At 74.8% G+C, this 17,015-nt stretch carries 15 protein-coding genes and 1 riboswitch; of the genes, 7 read left to right on the top strand and 8 right to left on the bottom strand.

The features are described from left to right. Window positions 1-31 precede the first annotated feature (31 nt). The 4 genes from SLP03_RS23490 to SLP03_RS23475 form a co-directional block, all read right to left on the bottom strand. Window positions 32-2,311 (bottom strand): hypothetical protein, encoded by a 2,280-nt coding sequence (locus tag SLP03_RS23490; RefSeq protein WP_319462789.1) that lies wholly within the window; start codon window positions 2,309-2,311, stop codon window positions 32-34. After that, a complete protein-coding gene (locus SLP03_RS23485) occupies window positions 2,308-3,300 on the bottom strand; it encodes a glycosyltransferase family 2 protein (protein ID WP_319462788.1) in 993 nt (330 codons plus the stop codon). Before SLP03_RS23485 ends, SLP03_RS23490 begins: the two co-directional genes overlap by 4 nt. Before the next feature lie 92 nt (window positions 3,301-3,392). After that, on the bottom strand, window positions 3,393-5,123 hold the full coding sequence (locus SLP03_RS23480) for a glycoside hydrolase family 3 protein (protein ID WP_319462787.1): 1,731 nt from the start codon (window positions 5,121-5,123) through the stop codon (window positions 3,393-3,395). Window positions 5,124-5,169: 46 nt separating this feature from the next. Then, the gene (locus SLP03_RS23475) at window positions 5,170-5,661 is read right to left on the bottom strand and encodes a DUF3145 domain-containing protein (protein WP_319462786.1); all 492 of its coding nucleotides are present in this window, start codon (window positions 5,659-5,661) and stop codon (window positions 5,170-5,172) included. A gap of 322 nt (window positions 5,662-5,983) precedes the next feature. On the opposite strand from SLP03_RS23475, the gene SLP03_RS23470 reads away from it, so the two are divergent. Continuing rightward, the gene (locus SLP03_RS23470) at window positions 5,984-6,313 is read left to right on the top strand and encodes a hypothetical protein (RefSeq protein ID WP_319462785.1); all 330 of its coding nucleotides are present in this window, start codon (window positions 5,984-5,986) and stop codon (window positions 6,311-6,313) included. 73 nt (window positions 6,314-6,386) lie between these two features. Here the strand turns inward: SLP03_RS23470 and SLP03_RS23465 are convergent, their stop codons facing one another. Continuing rightward, complete coding sequence (locus SLP03_RS23465) at window positions 6,387-7,013, bottom strand: carbonic anhydrase (RefSeq protein ID WP_319462817.1); 627 nt, start codon at window positions 7,011-7,013, stop codon at window positions 6,387-6,389. A gap of 148 nt (window positions 7,014-7,161) precedes the next feature. Here SLP03_RS23465 and SLP03_RS23460 point away from each other — a divergent pair, with 148 nt between their 5' ends. From SLP03_RS23460 to SLP03_RS23440, 5 genes are all read left to right on the top strand, one after another. Beyond that, complete coding sequence (locus SLP03_RS23460) at window positions 7,162-8,121, top strand: alpha/beta hydrolase (protein WP_319462784.1); 960 nt, start codon at window positions 7,162-7,164, stop codon at window positions 8,119-8,121. Window positions 8,122-8,239: 118 nt separating this feature from the next. Beyond that, complete coding sequence (locus SLP03_RS23455; protein WP_319462816.1) at window positions 8,240-10,357, top strand: HelD family protein; 2,118 nt, start codon at window positions 8,240-8,242, stop codon at window positions 10,355-10,357. Window positions 10,358-10,462: 105 nt separating this feature from the next. Continuing rightward, window positions 10,463-11,377 carry a cation diffusion facilitator family transporter gene (locus SLP03_RS23450; RefSeq protein ID WP_319462783.1) on the top strand — a complete coding sequence of 305 codons (915 nt, stop codon included), beginning with the start codon at window positions 10,463-10,465 and terminating at the stop codon, window positions 11,375-11,377. Between the two features lie 143 nt (window positions 11,378-11,520). Continuing rightward, a riboswitch (cyclic di-AMP (ydaO/yuaA leader) is annotated at window positions 11,521-11,652 on the top strand. 4 nt (window positions 11,653-11,656) lie between these two features. Continuing rightward, a complete protein-coding gene (locus SLP03_RS23445) occupies window positions 11,657-12,736 on the top strand; it encodes a hypothetical protein (protein WP_319462782.1) in 1,080 nt (359 codons plus the stop codon). 114 nt (window positions 12,737-12,850) lie between these two features. After that, window positions 12,851-13,363, top strand: coding sequence for a hypothetical protein (locus tag SLP03_RS23440; protein WP_319462781.1), 513 nt, complete (start codon window positions 12,851-12,853; stop codon window positions 13,361-13,363). An 11-nt stretch (window positions 13,364-13,374) separates the two neighbouring features. Here the strand turns inward: SLP03_RS23440 and SLP03_RS23435 are convergent, their stop codons facing one another. Together SLP03_RS23435 and SLP03_RS23430 are read right to left on the bottom strand one after the other, a co-directional pair. Further along, complete coding sequence (locus SLP03_RS23435; protein ID WP_319462780.1) at window positions 13,375-13,872, bottom strand: SRPBCC family protein; 498 nt, start codon at window positions 13,870-13,872, stop codon at window positions 13,375-13,377. A 97-nt stretch (window positions 13,873-13,969) separates the two neighbouring features. Then, window positions 13,970-14,308 (bottom strand): STAS domain-containing protein, encoded by a 339-nt coding sequence (locus SLP03_RS23430; RefSeq protein WP_413644737.1) that lies wholly within the window; start codon window positions 14,306-14,308, stop codon window positions 13,970-13,972. A 436-nt stretch (window positions 14,309-14,744) separates the two neighbouring features. Here SLP03_RS23430 and SLP03_RS23425 point away from each other — a divergent pair, with 436 nt between their 5' ends. Next, on the top strand, window positions 14,745-15,149 hold the full coding sequence (locus SLP03_RS23425; RefSeq protein WP_319462778.1) for a hypothetical protein: 405 nt from the start codon (window positions 14,745-14,747) through the stop codon (window positions 15,147-15,149). 137 nt (window positions 15,150-15,286) lie between these two features. Here SLP03_RS23425 and SLP03_RS23420 read toward each other — a convergent pair whose 3' ends face one another. Further along, complete coding sequence (locus tag SLP03_RS23420) at window positions 15,287-17,014, bottom strand: hypothetical protein (RefSeq protein WP_319462777.1); 1,728 nt, start codon at window positions 17,012-17,014, stop codon at window positions 15,287-15,289. Between the last annotated feature and the right edge of the window lies 1 nt (window position 17,015).

Raw genomic sequence — 17,015 nt, 5'->3', positions numbered from 1 at the left:
CACCCTGCGCGACGACCGGGCCGGCCCGGGATCAGCGGATCCGGTAGACGGCCGTCCGGGAGTTCTCGAAGCGCAGGTCGGCCAGGGTACGCAGGGTCGGCGACTCCGGCGCGACGGCACGGTCGACCACCAGCCAGCGCACCCCGTACCGGTCGCGGAGGGCGGCCAGCCCGGCGACCGTCGGGGCGGTGAAGGCGGCGTCGTTGGCGCGCAGCCGCTCGGCGTCCCAGAACGGGGCGTACGGACCCTCGGGCAGCCCGACCATCCGGGGCGCGAACGCCCACCCCTCCACCAGCACCGCGCGCTCGGCGTAGCCGCTCAGCCAGAACGTGCGGGCGTCGCACCAGCCGTCCACCACGGCCCGGCAGTGCACGTTGGTGGCGAGCACGTCGTCCGGGTCGCTGTGCGCGTGGACCCAGCGGGCCGCCTCGACCCGGGAGGCGGGCATCGGCACCACCGGGTACGCCCCACCGTTCGGCTGCTTCGCGGCGGCGGCCGCGTCCATGACCAGGCCCGGCGCCCCGGCAGCCAGCACGGCGGTGAGCAGCAGCAGCCCGCCCCGACCGGCCAGCCCGGGCCACCGCCCGACCAGCGCCGGCCAGCACAGGGCCACCACCAGCGCCACCAGCGTCAGGACGGCGGCCCAGCAGAGCAGCGGCAGCACCGGGGCGTACGCGGGGACGGCGGGCGTGCTGGTCGCGGAGCCGAGCTGGACCGCGGTCAGCAGCACCGCGAACCCGGCGGTGCCCACCCCGAGCAGCAGCCGGCCCCGGGCCGACAGGGCGGCCCGGTCGGCCGCCTCGACCCAGCCCCAGGCGGACAGGAGGACGCCGAAGGCGAAGCCGGTCCGGGTGAAGTACTGGTTGCTGCTGCCCGGATGCCCGACCAGCAGGTAGATCGCCGGGCCGGCGAGCGCCCCGCCGAGCAGCAGAAGGTGCACCGGCTCCAGCCGCCCGCCACGCAGCCGCAGCAGCGCCAGGATGCCGGCCAGCCGCAGCTGGAGGCTGAGCAGGAAGGCCAGCAGGACCGCCACCCAGAGGACAGCGGTGAACCCGGCGGAGCGGTCCTCGGGCAGGTACGTCCGCAGCCCGGAGAACGGGTCCACGGTCACCCCGTGGCTCTCGAAGGCGAAGAGCACGGCGGTCGCGAAGACCTGCGCGGTTAGCGCCAGCCCGGCGGCGACGAGCACCGCGCGGGGCAGCCGGCGCCGGACCGCCAGCAGCAGCACGGCGGTGAACGCGAGCGCGGCCAGCACCACCGGCACGGTGCTGGCCTTCGCGCCGGTGGAGGCCGCCAGGAAGAGCGCCGCGAGCACCCAGGCGCCGCGCCCGAGCGGGGGCACGGCCACCCCGCGGGCCCGCCCGACGATCTCCCCGAGCGCCGCGATCAGCGGCAGCAGCAACACCCAGCTGTACGTCATCGACGGGCTGCCCCAGACGATGAAGGTGGCCTGGGTGCCGAAGAGCTGCCGCCACCCGTCCTCGAAGCCGAACTCGCCGACGGTGAACATCAGCGCCGCGGCGACCACCCCGGCGTACGGCCGGCCGGTGATCCGCCAGCCGACCACGGCGACCAGCACGACGGCGAGCGCGCAGAGCGCCGGCACGGCGAGCCGGAAGAAGACCGTCGGCAGGTCGACCCCGCTGACCAGGCTGGTCGCCGCCAGGTGGGCGAAGCCGAACCAGTGGTAGTGCAGCGGCTCCCCGGCCGCCTGCGGCACGTCCAGCGGCACCTGGTGGGTGGCCGCCCCGGCGAGGGAGAGCTGGAACGCCAGGTCGATGTACTGCGCCTGCCCCTCGTCGGTGGGCAGCACCGGGTTGACGGCGAGGAACGACTCGTACAGGTAGAGGGTGAAGCCGGCCACGACCGCCGTCAACGACCAGGCCCAGCCGGCCGGGGCGACGGTGTCGTAGCGGACCCGCCAGTGCCGGCGCAACCGCGGCACGGCGGCGAACGGCGCCAGCACCGCCAGCGGCCAGAGCCGCAGCCAACCGGGTGCCCCGACGGCGGTGAACGCCGCCCAGGCGGCCAGCTCCAGCAGCAGCCCGACGGCCGCGCCCATCGCCAGGTCCTCGACCAGGGTGTGCGGCTCCCGGCGCAGGGCGCGGAACACCAGCGTCCCGGGCAACAGCACGGCCAGCAGGGCGTACGCCGTCCAGCGGGCGACGTCGAACGCGGGCGTGCCGGTGGTGAGCAGGACGAGGACGACGAACGCGTAGCCGGCCAGGGCCGGGGCGAACCGGACGGCGGCGCGACGGCGGCGCCGGCCCACGGTCGACGGGGTGGCGTCCCCGGTGGCGAGCGTGGTCACCGCAGCGTGTCGGCCAACTCGACGACGTCCCGGCCGGGGAACGCCGGCTCCCCGACGGCGCTGTCGCTGGCCACGAAGTACGCGGGCCGGCCCTGCACCGCCGTGTAGATCCGGGCGACGTACTCGCCGAGCAGGCCGAGGCAGAGCAGCTGCACCGCGCCGAGGAAGAGGATCGCGACGTAGAGCGACGGCCAGCCGGTCACCGTGGCGCCGGCGAACCAGGCGAGCACCGCCACCACCACCAGCACCCCACAGACGGCCACCCCGGCCAGCCCGAGCCAGGTGGCCACCCGCAGCGGCGCGGCGGAGAAACTGGTGACGCTCTCGGCGGCCAGGCCGACCATCCGGGACAGCGGGTACTTGGTCCGCCCGGCGGCGCGTTCCTGCCGCTCGTAGCCGACCTCGCCGCTGGGGAAGCCGAGCCAGGGCACCACCAGGCGGAGCACCGGGCTGCGCTCGGGCAGCTCCCGCAGCGCCTCCACGGCGGCCCGGCTGAGCAGCCGGAAGTCGCCGGCCTGGGCGGGCACCTGCTTGCCGACCAGCCGCCGTACGAGCCGGTAGTAGCCGGTCGCGGTCCAGCGCTTGAACACCGTGTCCCGGCTCCGGTCGGCCCGGACGCCGTAGACGATGTCCAGCTCGTCGACGCGCGCCCGGCGGAGCATCTCGGCGATCACCTCGGGCGGGTCCTGCAGGTCGGCGTCGATGCTGACCACGTACCCGCCGCGGGCGCGGAGCAGCCCGGCGACGAGGGCGGCCTGGTGGCCGCTGTTGCGGCGCAGCCGCAGCACCCGCAGCTCCGGCCAGCCGGCGCGCAGGGCGGTCAGCCCGGCGACGGTGCCGTCGGTGCTGCCGTCGTCGACCGCCACCACCTCGTACGCCTCGCCGAGGCCGTCGAGCACACCGCGCAGCCGCTCGGCCAGCAGCGGCAGGACGCTCTCCTCGTTGAACATCGGCACCACGACGGAGAGTGCCGGAAGCGGTCCCGTCACGGCGCTCGACCCTCCGTTCCTGCGGCGGCGGACGGCCCGAACGCTACCAGTCGGGCCGGTCGCGGTCGGGCCCGTCGGGGCGGGGCCGCCGGTCAGGTGCCGCAGCTGGTGGCGGGCAGCCCGGTCACCGGGACCGGCGACCGGCCGCCCGGTCGGGCCTTGCCGGCGAGCACCGCGGCCAGCGCGGTCATCGACGCCCGGCTGGACGAGTACGTCGCCAGCAGCGTCGGCGACTTCGCGGCGGACAGCACGTACGGGGTGTCCATGGCCACCGTCACGGCGGCGTCCGCACGCAGGTCGTCGGCGCCGTCGCCGTACCCGACGAGGTGGACGACGGTGCCGCCGCTCGGCACCACCTTCACCCCGGCCGCGGTGAGCGCCTCGGTCAGCGTCGCCCGGGTGCGGTCCCGCCCGGCGGAGGAGGTGACGGTGACCGGGCCGGCCGTCGGGCCGCCGCACTTTCCGCGCAGCTGGGTGACCGCGGCCGCGGCCAGGTCGGCCGCCGCCTTCCGGTGGTCGGCACTGTCGAGTCCGGACAGCTCCGGGGTCGGCCGGTCGGCCAGCTTGAACTTCATGGTGAGCACCCGGGTGGCCGCCTCGACCAACCGGGTTCGGGGCAGCGAGCCGTCGCGGAGCGCGGCGAGCAGCCCGGCGTAGGCCTGGCTCACGTTCGGGGTCATCAGGATGAGGTCGTTGCCGGCGGTGAGGGCCCGCACCGCCGCCTCGCCGGGCGACCAGCGCTTGGCCGGCGGCATGTTCATCCCGTCGGTGATCACCACACCCTGGAAGCCGAGCTGGCCGCGGAGCACGTCGGTGAGGAGCTTGTGGGAGAAGGTGGCCGGGGTGCCCGGGTCGACGGCCTGCACGTCGAGGTGGGCGGACATCACCGCCATCGCGCCCTCGCCGATCCCGGCGCGGAACGGCGGGAACGCGGTCCGGTCCAGCACCGCGCGGGGCTGGCGGATCACCGGCACGTCCTTGTGCGAGTCGGTGGCGCTCAGGCCGTGCCCGGGGAAGTGCTTGACGCTGGCCGCCACGCCCTCGGCCTGTAGGCCCCGCACCGCGCCGGCGACCTGGGCGGAGGCGTTCGCCGGGTCGGCGCCGAAGGAGCGGGAGCCGATCACGGCGCTGCGGGTGGCCAGCACGTCGGCGACCGGGGCGAAGTCGAGGTTGATCCCCATCGCGGCGAGTTCGGCGCCGGCGGCCCGCCAGGCGGCCTCGGTCAGCGCGGGCTTCCCGGCCGCACCGGCCGCCATCGGGCTGGGCAGCAGGGTCACCCCGTCGGTGATCCGGGTGACCACGCCGTACTCCTGGTCGGTGCCGATCAGGAAGGGGGCCGGCGCGGCGGGGAGCTTCCCGGCGGCCTCCCGCAGCCCGGTGGTCAGCTCCCGGACCTGCTTCGGGTTGTCGACGTTGGTGGTGGCCTGGTTGCCGGAGGTGGGGTCGTCGGCGCTGAAGCCGACCAGGATCAACCCGCCCAGCCGGTACCTCGCCACCATCTCCGCCGGGGTGTCGACCCCGGCGAGGGCCTGGTTGCCGGCGGCCGACGCGGGCGACACCTTGGTGGCGGAGCTGCCGTACGCGTACGGCATCAGCACCTGGCCGACCAGGTCCTCGTCGGCGAGCGTCCGCACCAGGGCCGCGGCCCGGGCGGCCGGGTCGGCGGTCGGGGTCGGGGTGGGGGCGGCCGAAGTGGGGCTCGGCGGCCCGGTGAGATGCGGCCCGGTGAGACCCGGTCTTCCCGGCTCCTTCGCGCACCCGGAGACGAGCAGCGCGGTCAGTGCGGCGAGCGCGACGACAGTACGTCGAGGGGTGGTCGACACGCGACCATCCCACCAGTTCGCCGCTTATCGGGCAACTTGACCTTCGTCAGCCGACCCGGGTGAGCAGGGTCACCGGGGCGCCGTCGCCGGCGTACCGGTAGGGCTCCAGCTCGGCGTCCCAGGCGGTGCCGAGCGCCTTGTCCAGGGCGTGTGCGAGGGCCTCCGGGGCGCGGGCGGACGCCATGAGGCTGCGCAGCCGGTCCTCGCCGAGCTGGATGTCGCCGGCCGCGCCGACGGTGGCCCGGAACAGCCCCCGACCCGGGACGTACATGAACCGCTCGCCGTCGGCGCCGGGGCTCGGTTCCTCGGTCACCTCGAAACGGATCATGGGCCACTGCCGGAGGGCAGCAGCCAGCTCGGCGCCCGTCCCCGGGCTACCGGTCCACCCGCACTCGGCGCGGCGGGCGCCAGGGTCGACGGGCTGGGCCGTCCACTGCAGGTTGACCGGCGCGGCGAGGACGCGCGCGATCGCCCACTCGACGTGTGACGACACGGCGAGCGGGGTCGAGTGGACGTATACGACGCCACGCGTTGGCACGGTGACCTCCCGGAGAGCGAGGTGCGTCTTCCCCTACGACCTCGTCCACCCCAGTGGCCTCTGCAACACATGATGACTCTGTGACGGATGGTGCGCCAGAGAATCGGAAAATTCGGCGGCCGGATCCGGCTGGAATAGCCGGCCGGGGGACCCGGTTGACCACCATGACGGCGCGACGACCAGCCAGGTGTCGCAGTCATGTACAGTTCTCTGGGCGGTTCTGTGCCGCCGTACATCTTCGCGGGCCGAGGCTCATCCGGGCGTCACCCGCAACAGCCCCCGGACGTTTCAGTCCTCCCGTACGTCTGCAAGGAGTACCTCCGTGGCGAGCAACACCTCTAAGACCGCGCGCGCGTCAGTCCGGGCCGGCCAGGCTGGCCAGGGTGGCGCCCTCAGCGTGCTGGGCGAGTTCAAGTACGTCATCCCGCTCAACGGCGGCAAGCACGCCTACGTGCGGAACCTGACCAACGGCAAGACCGCGCACCTGCGCACCGACTCCGAGGCCTTCGTCGAGGAGATCCGGGTGCTGGCCGCGGCCGGCCACGCCGCCAAGATCCGGGCGGAGATCAACGGCCTCGCGGCCACCCACCCGGACCACGGCTGGGACAAGACGGAGAAGCGTCTCGTCGAGGCCGGCGTCTTCGAGGGCTGAGACCCTCAACTCGCGACACCACGAACCGCCCGTCGGGTGATCCCGGCGGGCGGTTCGTCGTCTCTCCGACCGGTCACTCCTCGAGCACGGCGACGTTGCCGGTGGCCAGGTCGTAGAGTGCGCCGACCACGGCGACCCGCCCGGCGGCGACCGGACCGGTGAGCAGGTCGTCGGCCCGCAGCGTGGCCACGGTGCGCAGCACGTGCCGGCGTACGGCCATCGGGTGCGCCTGGGGATCGTCCGGGCCCACCTCGGCCACCGCCGGGGCGATCTGGTCCACCACGTACGCCAGCGAGCCGCCCGGCCGCTCTCCCGTGCGCAGCGTCTCCACCGCCGAGCCGACCGCCCCGCAGCGCTCGTGCCCGAGCACCATCACCAGCGGCACCCCGAGCTGGCCCACCACGTACTCGATCGAGCCACAGACCGCCCGGTCCAGCACGTGCGCGCCGGTGCGGATCACGCAGATCGACCCGAACGTCTGGTCGAAGATCGCCTCCAACGGGACGCGCGAGTCGATGCAGCCGAGCACCACGGCGTACGGCTGCTGGTCGCCGGAGGCGACCGCCGCGGCGGCGGTGACGTCGTGCCCGTGCACCGGCTGGCCGCTGACGAAGCGCCGGTTCCCGGCGAGCAGCTCGGCCAGGGCGGTACGCGGGGTCCGGCCCGCTCCGGCGGCCGGTCTCGGGCTCGGCGGCGGCATGCCCTCCAGCCTGGTCACCGATCCGACCCGGCGGGGCCGGTTGCGAATCTTCTCACCACCACGGTTGGTGTGTTGTCATGACGGGTAGCCGGTGTTGCCGCCGGGTTACCGGTGCGTTAAAAACCGGTCGGCCCGGGGGGAGGTAACCATGCCGGAGCACCTGGAGGTACAGCTTCCCGACGGCGTACGCCTGCACGTGGCGGTGGCCGGGCCGGACGACGCCGAGGTCACCGCGATCCTGCTGCACGGCTGGACGCTGGACGGCCGCAGCTGGCACCGGCAGCTCGCCGCGGTCCGCGAGCGGTTCGGCGAGCGGGTCCGGGTGGTCAGCTACGACGCCCGGGGGCACGGCCGGTCCAGCTGCATGGCGCTGCGGACGGCCACCCTGGCCCAGCTCGGCGACGACCTGGCGGCGGTGGTGGACCAGTTCGCCCCGACCGGGAAGGTGGTGCTGGTCGGGCACTCGATGGGCGGAATGACCGTGATGGAGTATGCCCACCGCCACCCCCACCACTTCGCCGCCCGTACCGCCGGCCTGGTCTTCGTGTCGACCACCGCCGAGGGGCACACGCACACCGTCTACGGGCTGTCGCCCCGGATCGCCCGGTTGATCCGGCTCGCCGAGACCACCGGAGCCGGGGTGCTGGCCCGGTGCGGGTCGTGGCGACCGCCGCGGGCGCTGCTGCGCGCGCTGCGCCCCAGCATCCGCTGGATGCTCTTCGGCGACCGCTGCGACCCGGCGGACATCCGGCTGGTCACCTCGGCGGTGGCGCACGCCTCGCTGCGCTCGATCGGCGGCTTCCGCGCCTCGATCGGCGCCCAGCACCGGCTGGACACGCTGGCCGCGCTGGGCCACCTGCCGGCGGCCGCGCTGGTCGGCGACCGGGACCGGCTCACCCCGCCGCCCTGCGCGCAGTCGATCGCCGCCGCGCTGTCGACCACCGAGCTGACTGTCTGCCCGGGCGCCGGGCACATGCTGATGATGGAGCGGCCGGACGAGGTGAACGCGGCGCTGGCCGCGGTGCTCCGGCAGGTGTTGGAGCGCCCCGCGCCGGGCGGGATCCGTGCCGGTGACGGGCCGGTGGCCGGGGTGGAAACGGTCGGATAACGGGCAACCCGGACGGGCTGGCCCCCGGACCGGCATGGCCCCGACGAGGGCGGGAGCGCCGGCCCGTACCCTCATTCAGCCCACCCTGCCCGCCGCCGTGACCACGGGAGTTGCCGCGTTGACCGACCACACCACCCTGGAACAGGAGATGGCCGCCGAACAGCGGCATCTCGACCGGGTGTATACCCGGCTGGCGGAGCTGCGCCGGTCGGCCGCCGACGCCGAGCGGGAGGGCTACCGGCTGGCCCGGGTGGGCAACTTCGGGGCGCTGGTCGAGCGGGACGCGATGGTCTTCCACGCCGCGCGGCGCCGGCACGCGCTGGACGCCGAGCACGAGGGGCTGGTCTTCGGCCGGCTCGACCTGCGTACCCGGCAGGTGCTGCACGTCGGGCGGCTCGGGGTGCGCGGCGAGAGCGCGGAGACCCTGGTGGTGGACTGGCGGGCACCGGCCGCCGCGGCCTTCTATCAGGCGACCCCGGCGGAGCCGATGGACGTGGTGCGGCGGCGTACCATCCAGTCCTCCGCCGAGAAGGTGACCCGGATCGAGGACGACCTGCTCGATCCCGCGTCGGCGCCGGCGGACATGGCGGTGGTGGGCGACGGGGCGCTGCTGGCCAGCCTGTCCCGGGCCACCGGCCGGGGCATGCGGGACATCGTCGCGACCATCCAGCGGGAGCAGGACGAGGCGATCCGTTCCCCCGGCTCGGGCGTCACGATCGTCTCGGGCGGCCCGGGCACCGGCAAGACGGCGGTGGCGCTGCACCGGGCCGCGTACCTGCTCTACTCGGACCGCAGCCGGTACGCCGGCGGCGGCATCCTGGTGGTCGGCCCGTCGAGCGTCTTCGTGGAGTACATCGCCTCGGTGCTGCCCTCGCTCGGCGAGGAGACGGCCACCCTGCACTCGCTCGGCTCGCTCTTCCCGGGCATGTCGGCGACCCGGACGGACCCGCCCGACGTGGCGGCGGTGAAGGGGTCGCTGCGGATGCGCCGGGTGCTGGAGCGCGCGGTCCACGACGCGGTGCCGGACTCGCCAGCGGAGCTGCGGCTGCTCTACCGCGGCGAGCTGCTCCGGCTGGAGCGCCGGGAGCTGGACGCCATCCGGGACCGGGCGCTGTCGCGGGGCGCACGCCGCAACGAGGTGCGCCGGGCCGGCTTCGACGGGGTCCTCGGGGCGCTGTACGCCCAGGGCCGCCGGCTGGGCGTCGGTCGGCTCCCGGAGCAGCGCGCGTTCGAGGACGAGATCATCGACCGGCCGGAGTTCCGGGAGTTCCTGAAGGCCTGGTGGCCCCGGCTGCATCCCCGGCACGTGCTGGGCTGGCTGGCCCGTCCGGAGCGGCTGCGCCGGTACGCCGGCGGCGTCCTCTCCGGGGCGGAGATCCGGCTGCTGACGGAGGCGTACCGGAGCCTGGCCGACGCGGGGCCGACCATCGCGGACATCGCGCTGCTGGACGAGCTGGACGCGCTGCTCGGCAAGCCGGTGCGGCCGGCGAAGGCGAAGCGCGACCCGTTCCAGCTCGCCGGCGGCGTCCGGGAGCTGAGCACCTTCGGCGACCGGCAGCGGGCCGCCCGGGCCGCGGCCCGGGAACGGCCGGAGGACTACCGGGAGTACGCGCACGTGGTGGTCGACGAGGCGCAGGACGTCTCGCCGATGCAGTGGCGCATGATCGGCCGGCGCGGCCGGCTGGCCTCCTGGACGGTGGTGGGCGATCCGGCGCAGACCGCCTGGACCGGCGACCCGGAGGAGCTGACCCGGGCCCGGGACCAGGCGCTGGGGCGACGCCGCCGGCACCAGTTCACGCTGACCACCAACTACCGCAACTCGGCGGAGATCTTCGCGGTGGCGGCGGCGGAGATTCGCCGGCTCTACCCGGACCTGCCACTGCCCACCGCGGTGCGCTCCACCGGGATCGACCCGGTCGAGCGGACCGTGCCGGCCGCCGAACTGGCGGCGGCCACCGTCGAGGCGGCCGGGACCCTGCTTGCCGAGGTGGAGGGGACGGTCGGCGTGATCACGCCGGTGCCGCGCCGGGACGAGGTGGCCGGCTGGCTCGGCGGCCTGGGCGGGTCCCGGCTCCAGGTGGTGACGAGCCTGCAGGCCAAGGGCATGGAGTACGACGGGGTCGTGCTGGTCGCGCCGAGCGAGATCCGGGCGGATCCGGGCTCCGGCGTGCGGACCCTCTACGTGGCGCTCTCCCGGGCCACGCAGCGACTCACCACCGTCGACCCGCTGGGCTGAGCGGGGCGTCGACCGCGGGCGGGCGCAAGCCGGCCGTTCAGTTGCATACATAGCGATGTGAACATATATTGGGTTCGACCGGGGCCAGGGCGGAAGGGTGTGGGCGTGGGCGCAGGTCATGACCACAGCGGGGCGGTGACCAATGCCGCCTACCGCCACCGGGGTCGGCTCTGGGCCGCGTTCGGGCTGCTCACCGCCCTGATGCTGGTCGAGGCGGTCACCGCGTTCGCGACCGGCTCGCTGGCCCTGCTCTCGGACGCCGGGCACATGTTCACCGACGTGCTGGGCATCGGCATGGCCCTCGCCGCGATCACCGCCACCCGGCGCGCCGACACCGACCCGCAGCGGACCTTCGGGCTCTACCGGCTGGAGGTGCTGGCCGCGCTGGCCAACGCCGTGCTGCTCGGCGCCGTCGCGGTCTACGTGCTGATCGAGGCGGTACGCCGGTTCGGCGAGCCGCCGGAGGTGCTGGCCGGTCCCATGCTCGCGGTGGCGGTGCTCGGCCTGCTGGCCAACCTCGCCGCCTTCGCCCTGCTGCGCACCGGGGCGCAGGAGAGCATCAACCTGCGCGGGGCGTACCTGGAGGTGCTGGGCGATCTGCTCGGCTCGCTCGGGGTGATCGGCGCCGCGCTGGTCATCGCGCTCACCGACTGGTGGTGGGCGGACCCCCTGGTCGCCGTCGCGATCGGGCTGTTCATCCTGCCCCGCACCTGGCGGCTGGGGCGGGCCGCGCTGCGCATCCTGGTGCAGGCCGCCCCGGAGCACCTCCAGGTGACGGCGGTGCACGACCGGCTGGCCGCGGTGCCCGGCGTCGCCGAGGTGCACGACCTGCACGTCTGGACGCTGACCTCCGGCATGGAGGTGGCCTCGGCGCACCTGACCATGGCGCCCGGTGCCGAGGTGGGCGAGGTGCTGGCCGCCGCCCGGGCCGCCCTGCACGAGGACTTCCGGATCGATCACGCCACGTTGCAGATCGAACCCGGAGCGTCACCCGGTGCCTGTGGTGCAGTCGAGTGGTAATGAGGACAACCTTAAATCAGTGAGGGTATTGTGTCCCTATGCCGGTTTTGTCCCAGGTCGCGGCCCTCGCTGAACGGGCCGGGCCGGGGCACCACCGGTAAGCTCGGCCCCGGCCTCCGCCGGGCGGCGCCCTCCGGCGCCTGCGGTGGCCGCCGCCTAATCGCCGCCCGCGGCGAACCGGGGAACCATGTTCGTGGGGTGCATCCGCGCCAGCGGTAGGGATCTTCCGTCCCGAACCCGTCAGCTAACCCGGTCGGCGGCTGACGGAAGGAAACCTGAATGCCAGCAGTGGCACCTGTAAGACGGACGGCCGCCCGATTGGCGGCCCTGCTCGTGGCGACGCTCGCGCTCGGCGTCGCGACCCTGCCGGTCGGCCCCGCCGGCGCGGCGCCCCGGGCCGGCATGCTCGCCGCCGCCCCCGGCGACGACGAGGGCGGCACCCCGGCGCTACGCGCCCAGCTCGACGCGGCCAGCAAGGGCTGGCTCGAGGCGAAGGCGGCGCTGGCCCACTCGGTCGGCCGGCAGAAGCAGCTCACCGACCAGCTCACCACGATCAACGGCGAGCTGAGCGTCCGCGACACCAAGGTCGGCGAGATCGCCGGAGTCGCGTACCGGACCGGACGGCTCGGCACCGCGGCGGCGCTGCTCAACAGCGCCAGCCCGGAAGGCTTCATGGACCGCGCCGCCGCGCTGGGCCAGGTGGCCGCCCACGAGGACCGGGCGCTGCGCGACCTGCTCGAGACCCGGGACCGGGCGACGCAGACCCGCACGGCGCTGAACGCCGCGGTCCAGGAACAGCGCAAGCAGGTCGCGGTGATGGCCAAGCGCAAGCAGCAGGCCGAACGCGCGCTGGAGGTGGCGAACGACCGCGCCGGCAGCGGCAACAGCGGCACCAGCGGCGGCACCGTCCGGGGTACGTCCACCGCGAACGCCGACCCGGCGCCGCGCAACTCCGACGGCTCCTGGCCGCCCGAGTCGTGCAGCATCAACGACCCGACCCCGGCCGACGGCTGCATCACCCCGCGTACGCTGCACGCGCTGCAGGAAGCCAAGGCCGCCGGGTTCACCCGGTACGTCTCCTGCCACCGGCCCAGCGGCTCCGGTGAGCACCCGAAGGGACGGGCGTGCGACTTCGCCGCGCAGAAGGACGGCTTCGGCGGGGTCGCCAGCGGCGGCGACCGGACGTACGGCACCAACCTGGCGGCGTACTTCATCCGCAACTCCGACGCGCTGGCCGTGCTCTACGTGATCTGGTTCAAGCAGATCTGGCTGCCGAGCAGCGGCTGGAAGGCGTACAGCGGCGGCAACGGCGACCCGTCCAGCGACCACACCAACCACGTGCACCTGTCCGTCTACTGAGCGGCGGGGGTGCCCCGCCGCCCCACGGGTCACCCCCCCTACGCCCACCGACCTACGCCAGATGTCGCCGAGGGCCCCACGACGGGGCCGGACCGCCCGACCAGCATCGTGGGCATGAGCCGACTATCCCCCGCCGCCCGCAAGGCCCTGCTGACCCTGCACCTGGTCACCTCGCTGGGCTGGCTCGGCGCGGACCTGGTGCTGCTCACCCTCGGCGTCGCCGGGCTGCGCGGCGCCGACGCCGCGGTGGTCTACCCCACCGCGGCGCTGATCGTCACGTACCTCTTCGCGCCGCTGAGCGTCGCCGTCTGGCTGGTCGGCGTGGCGAGCTCCCTGCTCACCCCGTGGGGGCTGCTGCGCTGGCGCTGGGTGCTGGTCAAGTTCGTGCTCACCACGGTGCTGCTCGGTCTGGTCCTGCTGCTGCTGACGCCCCGGATCCGGCAGCTCGGCGAGCTGGGCGCCGCGGCCTCCGCCCACTACCGGGTGGACCTGGTCGTCGCCCCCGCGGTCTCCAGCACGCTGCTGCTCGTCGCCACCGTGCTCTCCACCTACAAGCCGTGGGGCCGGCTGCGCCGCCCCGGCACCCCGGCCCGGCGCCACCCGGTGGCCGCCGCACACCGCTCCTGACCGGCCACCGGTCAGGTCGTGGCGGGTGCGTCCGGACCGCGGTCCAGCGCCGCGCCGAGCCGGCTGGCGAGCCCGAGGTGGGCCGCCCGAGCCTGCCGGAAGGCGTACCCGAACAGGGGCGCCGGCGCGGAGAGGGTGATCTCGACGTCGATCCGCGTCACGCCGCCCGGCTCGTCCCGCAACCGGGTGTGGTTGCGCACGGTGGTCGCCGGACGCTGCCGGGCCACCGTCACCACCTCGTCCTCGCTTGCGATCAGCACGTCCGCCCGGTAGGTGACCGGGAAACGCAGCGGCCCGACCGCCAGCCGGTCGGTGATCGCGTAGCTGGCCAGCGCGCCCGGGCGGGGTGGCAGCCGGCGCACGCCGACGATCAGCGGGTGCAGCTCGCCCTGGCGGGTCAGGTCGCCGAGGAGCGCGAGCGCCTCGGCCCGCGTGCAACGCGCCTGCACGGTGTAGCTGAACGTGTCGCGGCTGAGCACACCGTCCCCCTCGCCGTCGGCGGTCCGCACGATCGTCCCGTACGGCGGGCGGGCTGGCAACGCCCCGCATGACGCGGAGCTGGCGGGAATCCAGGAGCCCCGGCAGGACAATGACCGGTCGGAGCGCTCAGGCGCCGGGGAGCACCTCGCGGGTCGCGGTGCCGGCGAAGTAGGGCTCCGGGGCGCCGAAGAGGCCGAGCAGGCCGGTGACCCAGAGCTGCCGATGCACGAACCGGCTGGGCTCGGTCACGATCAGCTTCACGCCGCTGACCTCGGCGGTCTGGAAACCGGCGACCATCGCGCTGATGCCCACGGAGTCGATGAAGTTGACCAACCGCATGTTCAGCTCGATGCGGGACGGACGGCTCTTCGCGAGCACCTCCGCGATCGCCTCGCGGACCTCGTAGGCGGTGTCGACGTCGATCTCACCTCGCGGGGCGATCTGGATGACACCACCCGGCAGCATCGACTTCACGATCGACAGGCTCACGCGAGCACCTCCACTCGCCCGTGACGGGCGCCTCATCAGTACGCGGGCCGCGACCGAGAGTATTCCTCCGACGGCCTCGGTCGCCACCCCTCGGGATGAGCAATTCGCGGACCGGGCACACCTGGACAGCCCAATCCAGACCTTCTGGTTCCTATTTTCCCGACGACCGGGTTTCTCGTTCTCCAAACGACCGACCAGGGCCGGCCGATCCGCCGCACCAGGGTAGCGGCCCCGCGCCGCGGCGGCGCGCACCCCGGTTGTCGGCGCGTTGGGTTGACCGTGCCGCCTGCACCCGGGATGGTTTGCGCCGCTGCCCCGACGGGCACTGGCGGGTAAGCGAACAGTCACGCGCCGGACAGCCGCCGGAGTCCGAAGTGACCCCCGGGCTTCGGCACCCGAGGAGGTAAGCACGATGTTCGGAACCACTCTGCTGGACCGCCGCAGCAAGCCCGAGCGGATCGCCGACCAGGCGTTGCAGCACCTCGCATCCGCCGTCAGCTCCGCCGGTGACAGCGTCCGGGACACCGCCCGGTCCGCCCGTCGCGGCGGCTCCGGCCTGGCCGACGACGCCACCGACCTGGTCGGCTCCGCCGCCGAGGAGGCCCGCCGCCGGGCCACCCTCGCCCTCGACGCGCTCGCCGGCCGCCGTCCGACGCTGCCCTGGACCCTGCTGATCAGCGCCGCGCTGGTCGGTGCGGCCCTCGGCTGGGCCGCCGGCACCGCCGCCCGGGCCGCCGGCAGCCGGACCCGGGACACCGACGAGATCGAGTTCGTCGACGTGGACCGGCCCAACTCGCCGGTCGGCCTGGACGGCTGACCCGAGCCACCGACGACACGGCGGTGCCCCCGGTCGGGGACACCGCCGTTCGCCGTCCGGGGATGCCCGAGAGGCAGTCTGGAAGCGCTCCCAAGCATGTCGGCCACGAGCGGACGCACATCCGGGGTGGACGGTCGTCAGTCCAGGTGGAAGACCAGCCCGTCGCCCACCGGCTCCCGGCGGATCCCCAGGCCGTCCACCGGCCGGCCGGCCGCATCCCGCCACGGCGTCCCGGCCGCGTACCCGGGCAGCAGCACCACCGTGCGCACCCCCGACGCCCGCAGGTACGCCACCGACGCGGCGTCCGGGAAGGTGACGCTCGCCGCCCGGATCCGCTCCTGGCTGGCCGGGGTGAACGAGGCCAGCCCGTTGACCAGCCGGGGGAAGCCGTCGGTCGACCAGAGCATCACGAGGAACTCGCGGGTGCCGCCGCTGGGCAGCACCAGGGCCGGGCCGGTCAGCCCGCGCAGGGCCGCCGGCTCGGCGGGCACCGGCACGTGCGGGGTGCGGTTGACCCCTTCGAGCAGCACCAGCAGGACCGGCAGGACGAGCACCCACCGCGCCCACCGCCGCCACCCCCGGGCCCCGGGCGGCAGCTCCGACCGGCGTACGGTCAGCGCCCCGGCGGCCAGGATCCCGAGCAGCAGCGTGGTCCAGAGCACCAGTCGCCCCGGGGTGCGGATGGCGTCCCAGCCGGGCAGGTGCCGGACCAGCGTGAGGTAGCCGGGATCGCCGTCCCCGCCCAGCGTGACGCCGGCGGCCAGCGCCACGCTCGCCGCCACCCCCACCGCCAGCGCCACCCGGTCCCGGATCCGCCAGACGGAGAAGAACAACCCGGCGACGGCCAGCCCCAGCAGCGTCATCCCGGGCAGCAGGGTCATCTCGGTGGGGAAGCCGAACGTGGCCCGGGCCGCCGCGTGCGCGTCGCCCCACAGCCACGACTCAGGCGGCGCGGTCAGAAACCCGCGCGGCGGCGGGGAGAACATCGCGATCTGGGCGACCGTCCGCCGGCCGGCCGGGTGCCGGGCCACCACCTCCAGGTACGGCGCGGCCATCAGCAGGGTCACCCCGGCGAACGCGGTCCCGCCGGCCAGGTCGGCCAGGAGCAGCCCGCGCGGGAAGACCGGCCGGACCCGACGCCGCCACCAGGACCAGCCGTACCCGCCGGCCGCACCGAGGCAGAGCAGGCCGAGGGCGTACGCGAAGGGCAGGCCGATGCCGAAGCCGAGAGTGACCTGCCAGGCGGCGACCACCCACCCCGCCGCCGCCCAGCCCGGTCGGACCCGGCGGGGCCGGCGGCCCCGGCGCAGCGACCAGCCGTGCCCCCGGGCCAGCATGGCCAGCGACAGGGCGATCCCGCCCACACAGAGCACGTGCAGGTGCCCGGCCTGGGCCAACTTCCACGGCGCGTACGCGAAGGAGGCGCCGGCCACCGCCGCGCCGGCCCGCCCCGCCCCCACCTGCCGGGCCAGCGCGTACGCCCCGACGAAGGCGAGCGCGTGCACCAGCACGTAGAGCAGGTTGTAGCGGGCGACGGCGGCCACCGGTCCGGCGCCGACCAGGCCGGCCGGGGCGAAGCCGAGCAGTGTGTCCGAATAGGCGTAGGTGTAGGGCTCCGGGAAGAACGTGTTCGAGTGCCACACCCCCGCCGGGTCGGTGCACAGGGCGTACCCGCCCCAGGCGACCTGCCACGCCTGCAGCGTCGGGTCACCGGTGTCCTGCGGCAGCGTCCCGGTGACGTCCCGCAGGGTCGGCCAGGTCATGGCCGCGGCCAGCACCAGCGAGCCGAGCACCAGCACCGTCCACTCGTGCCGCACCAGCCGCCCCGCCACCCCAACCAACCCCACCCCCGACACACCCCTCACC

Source organism: Micromonospora sp. RTP1Z1, from assembly GCF_033804685.1.
GTDB lineage: Bacteria > Actinomycetota > Actinomycetes > Mycobacteriales > Micromonosporaceae > Micromonospora.
The sequence above is the reverse complement of the archived record's forward strand: the minus strand, read 5'-3'. Positions and strand labels throughout refer to the sequence as shown.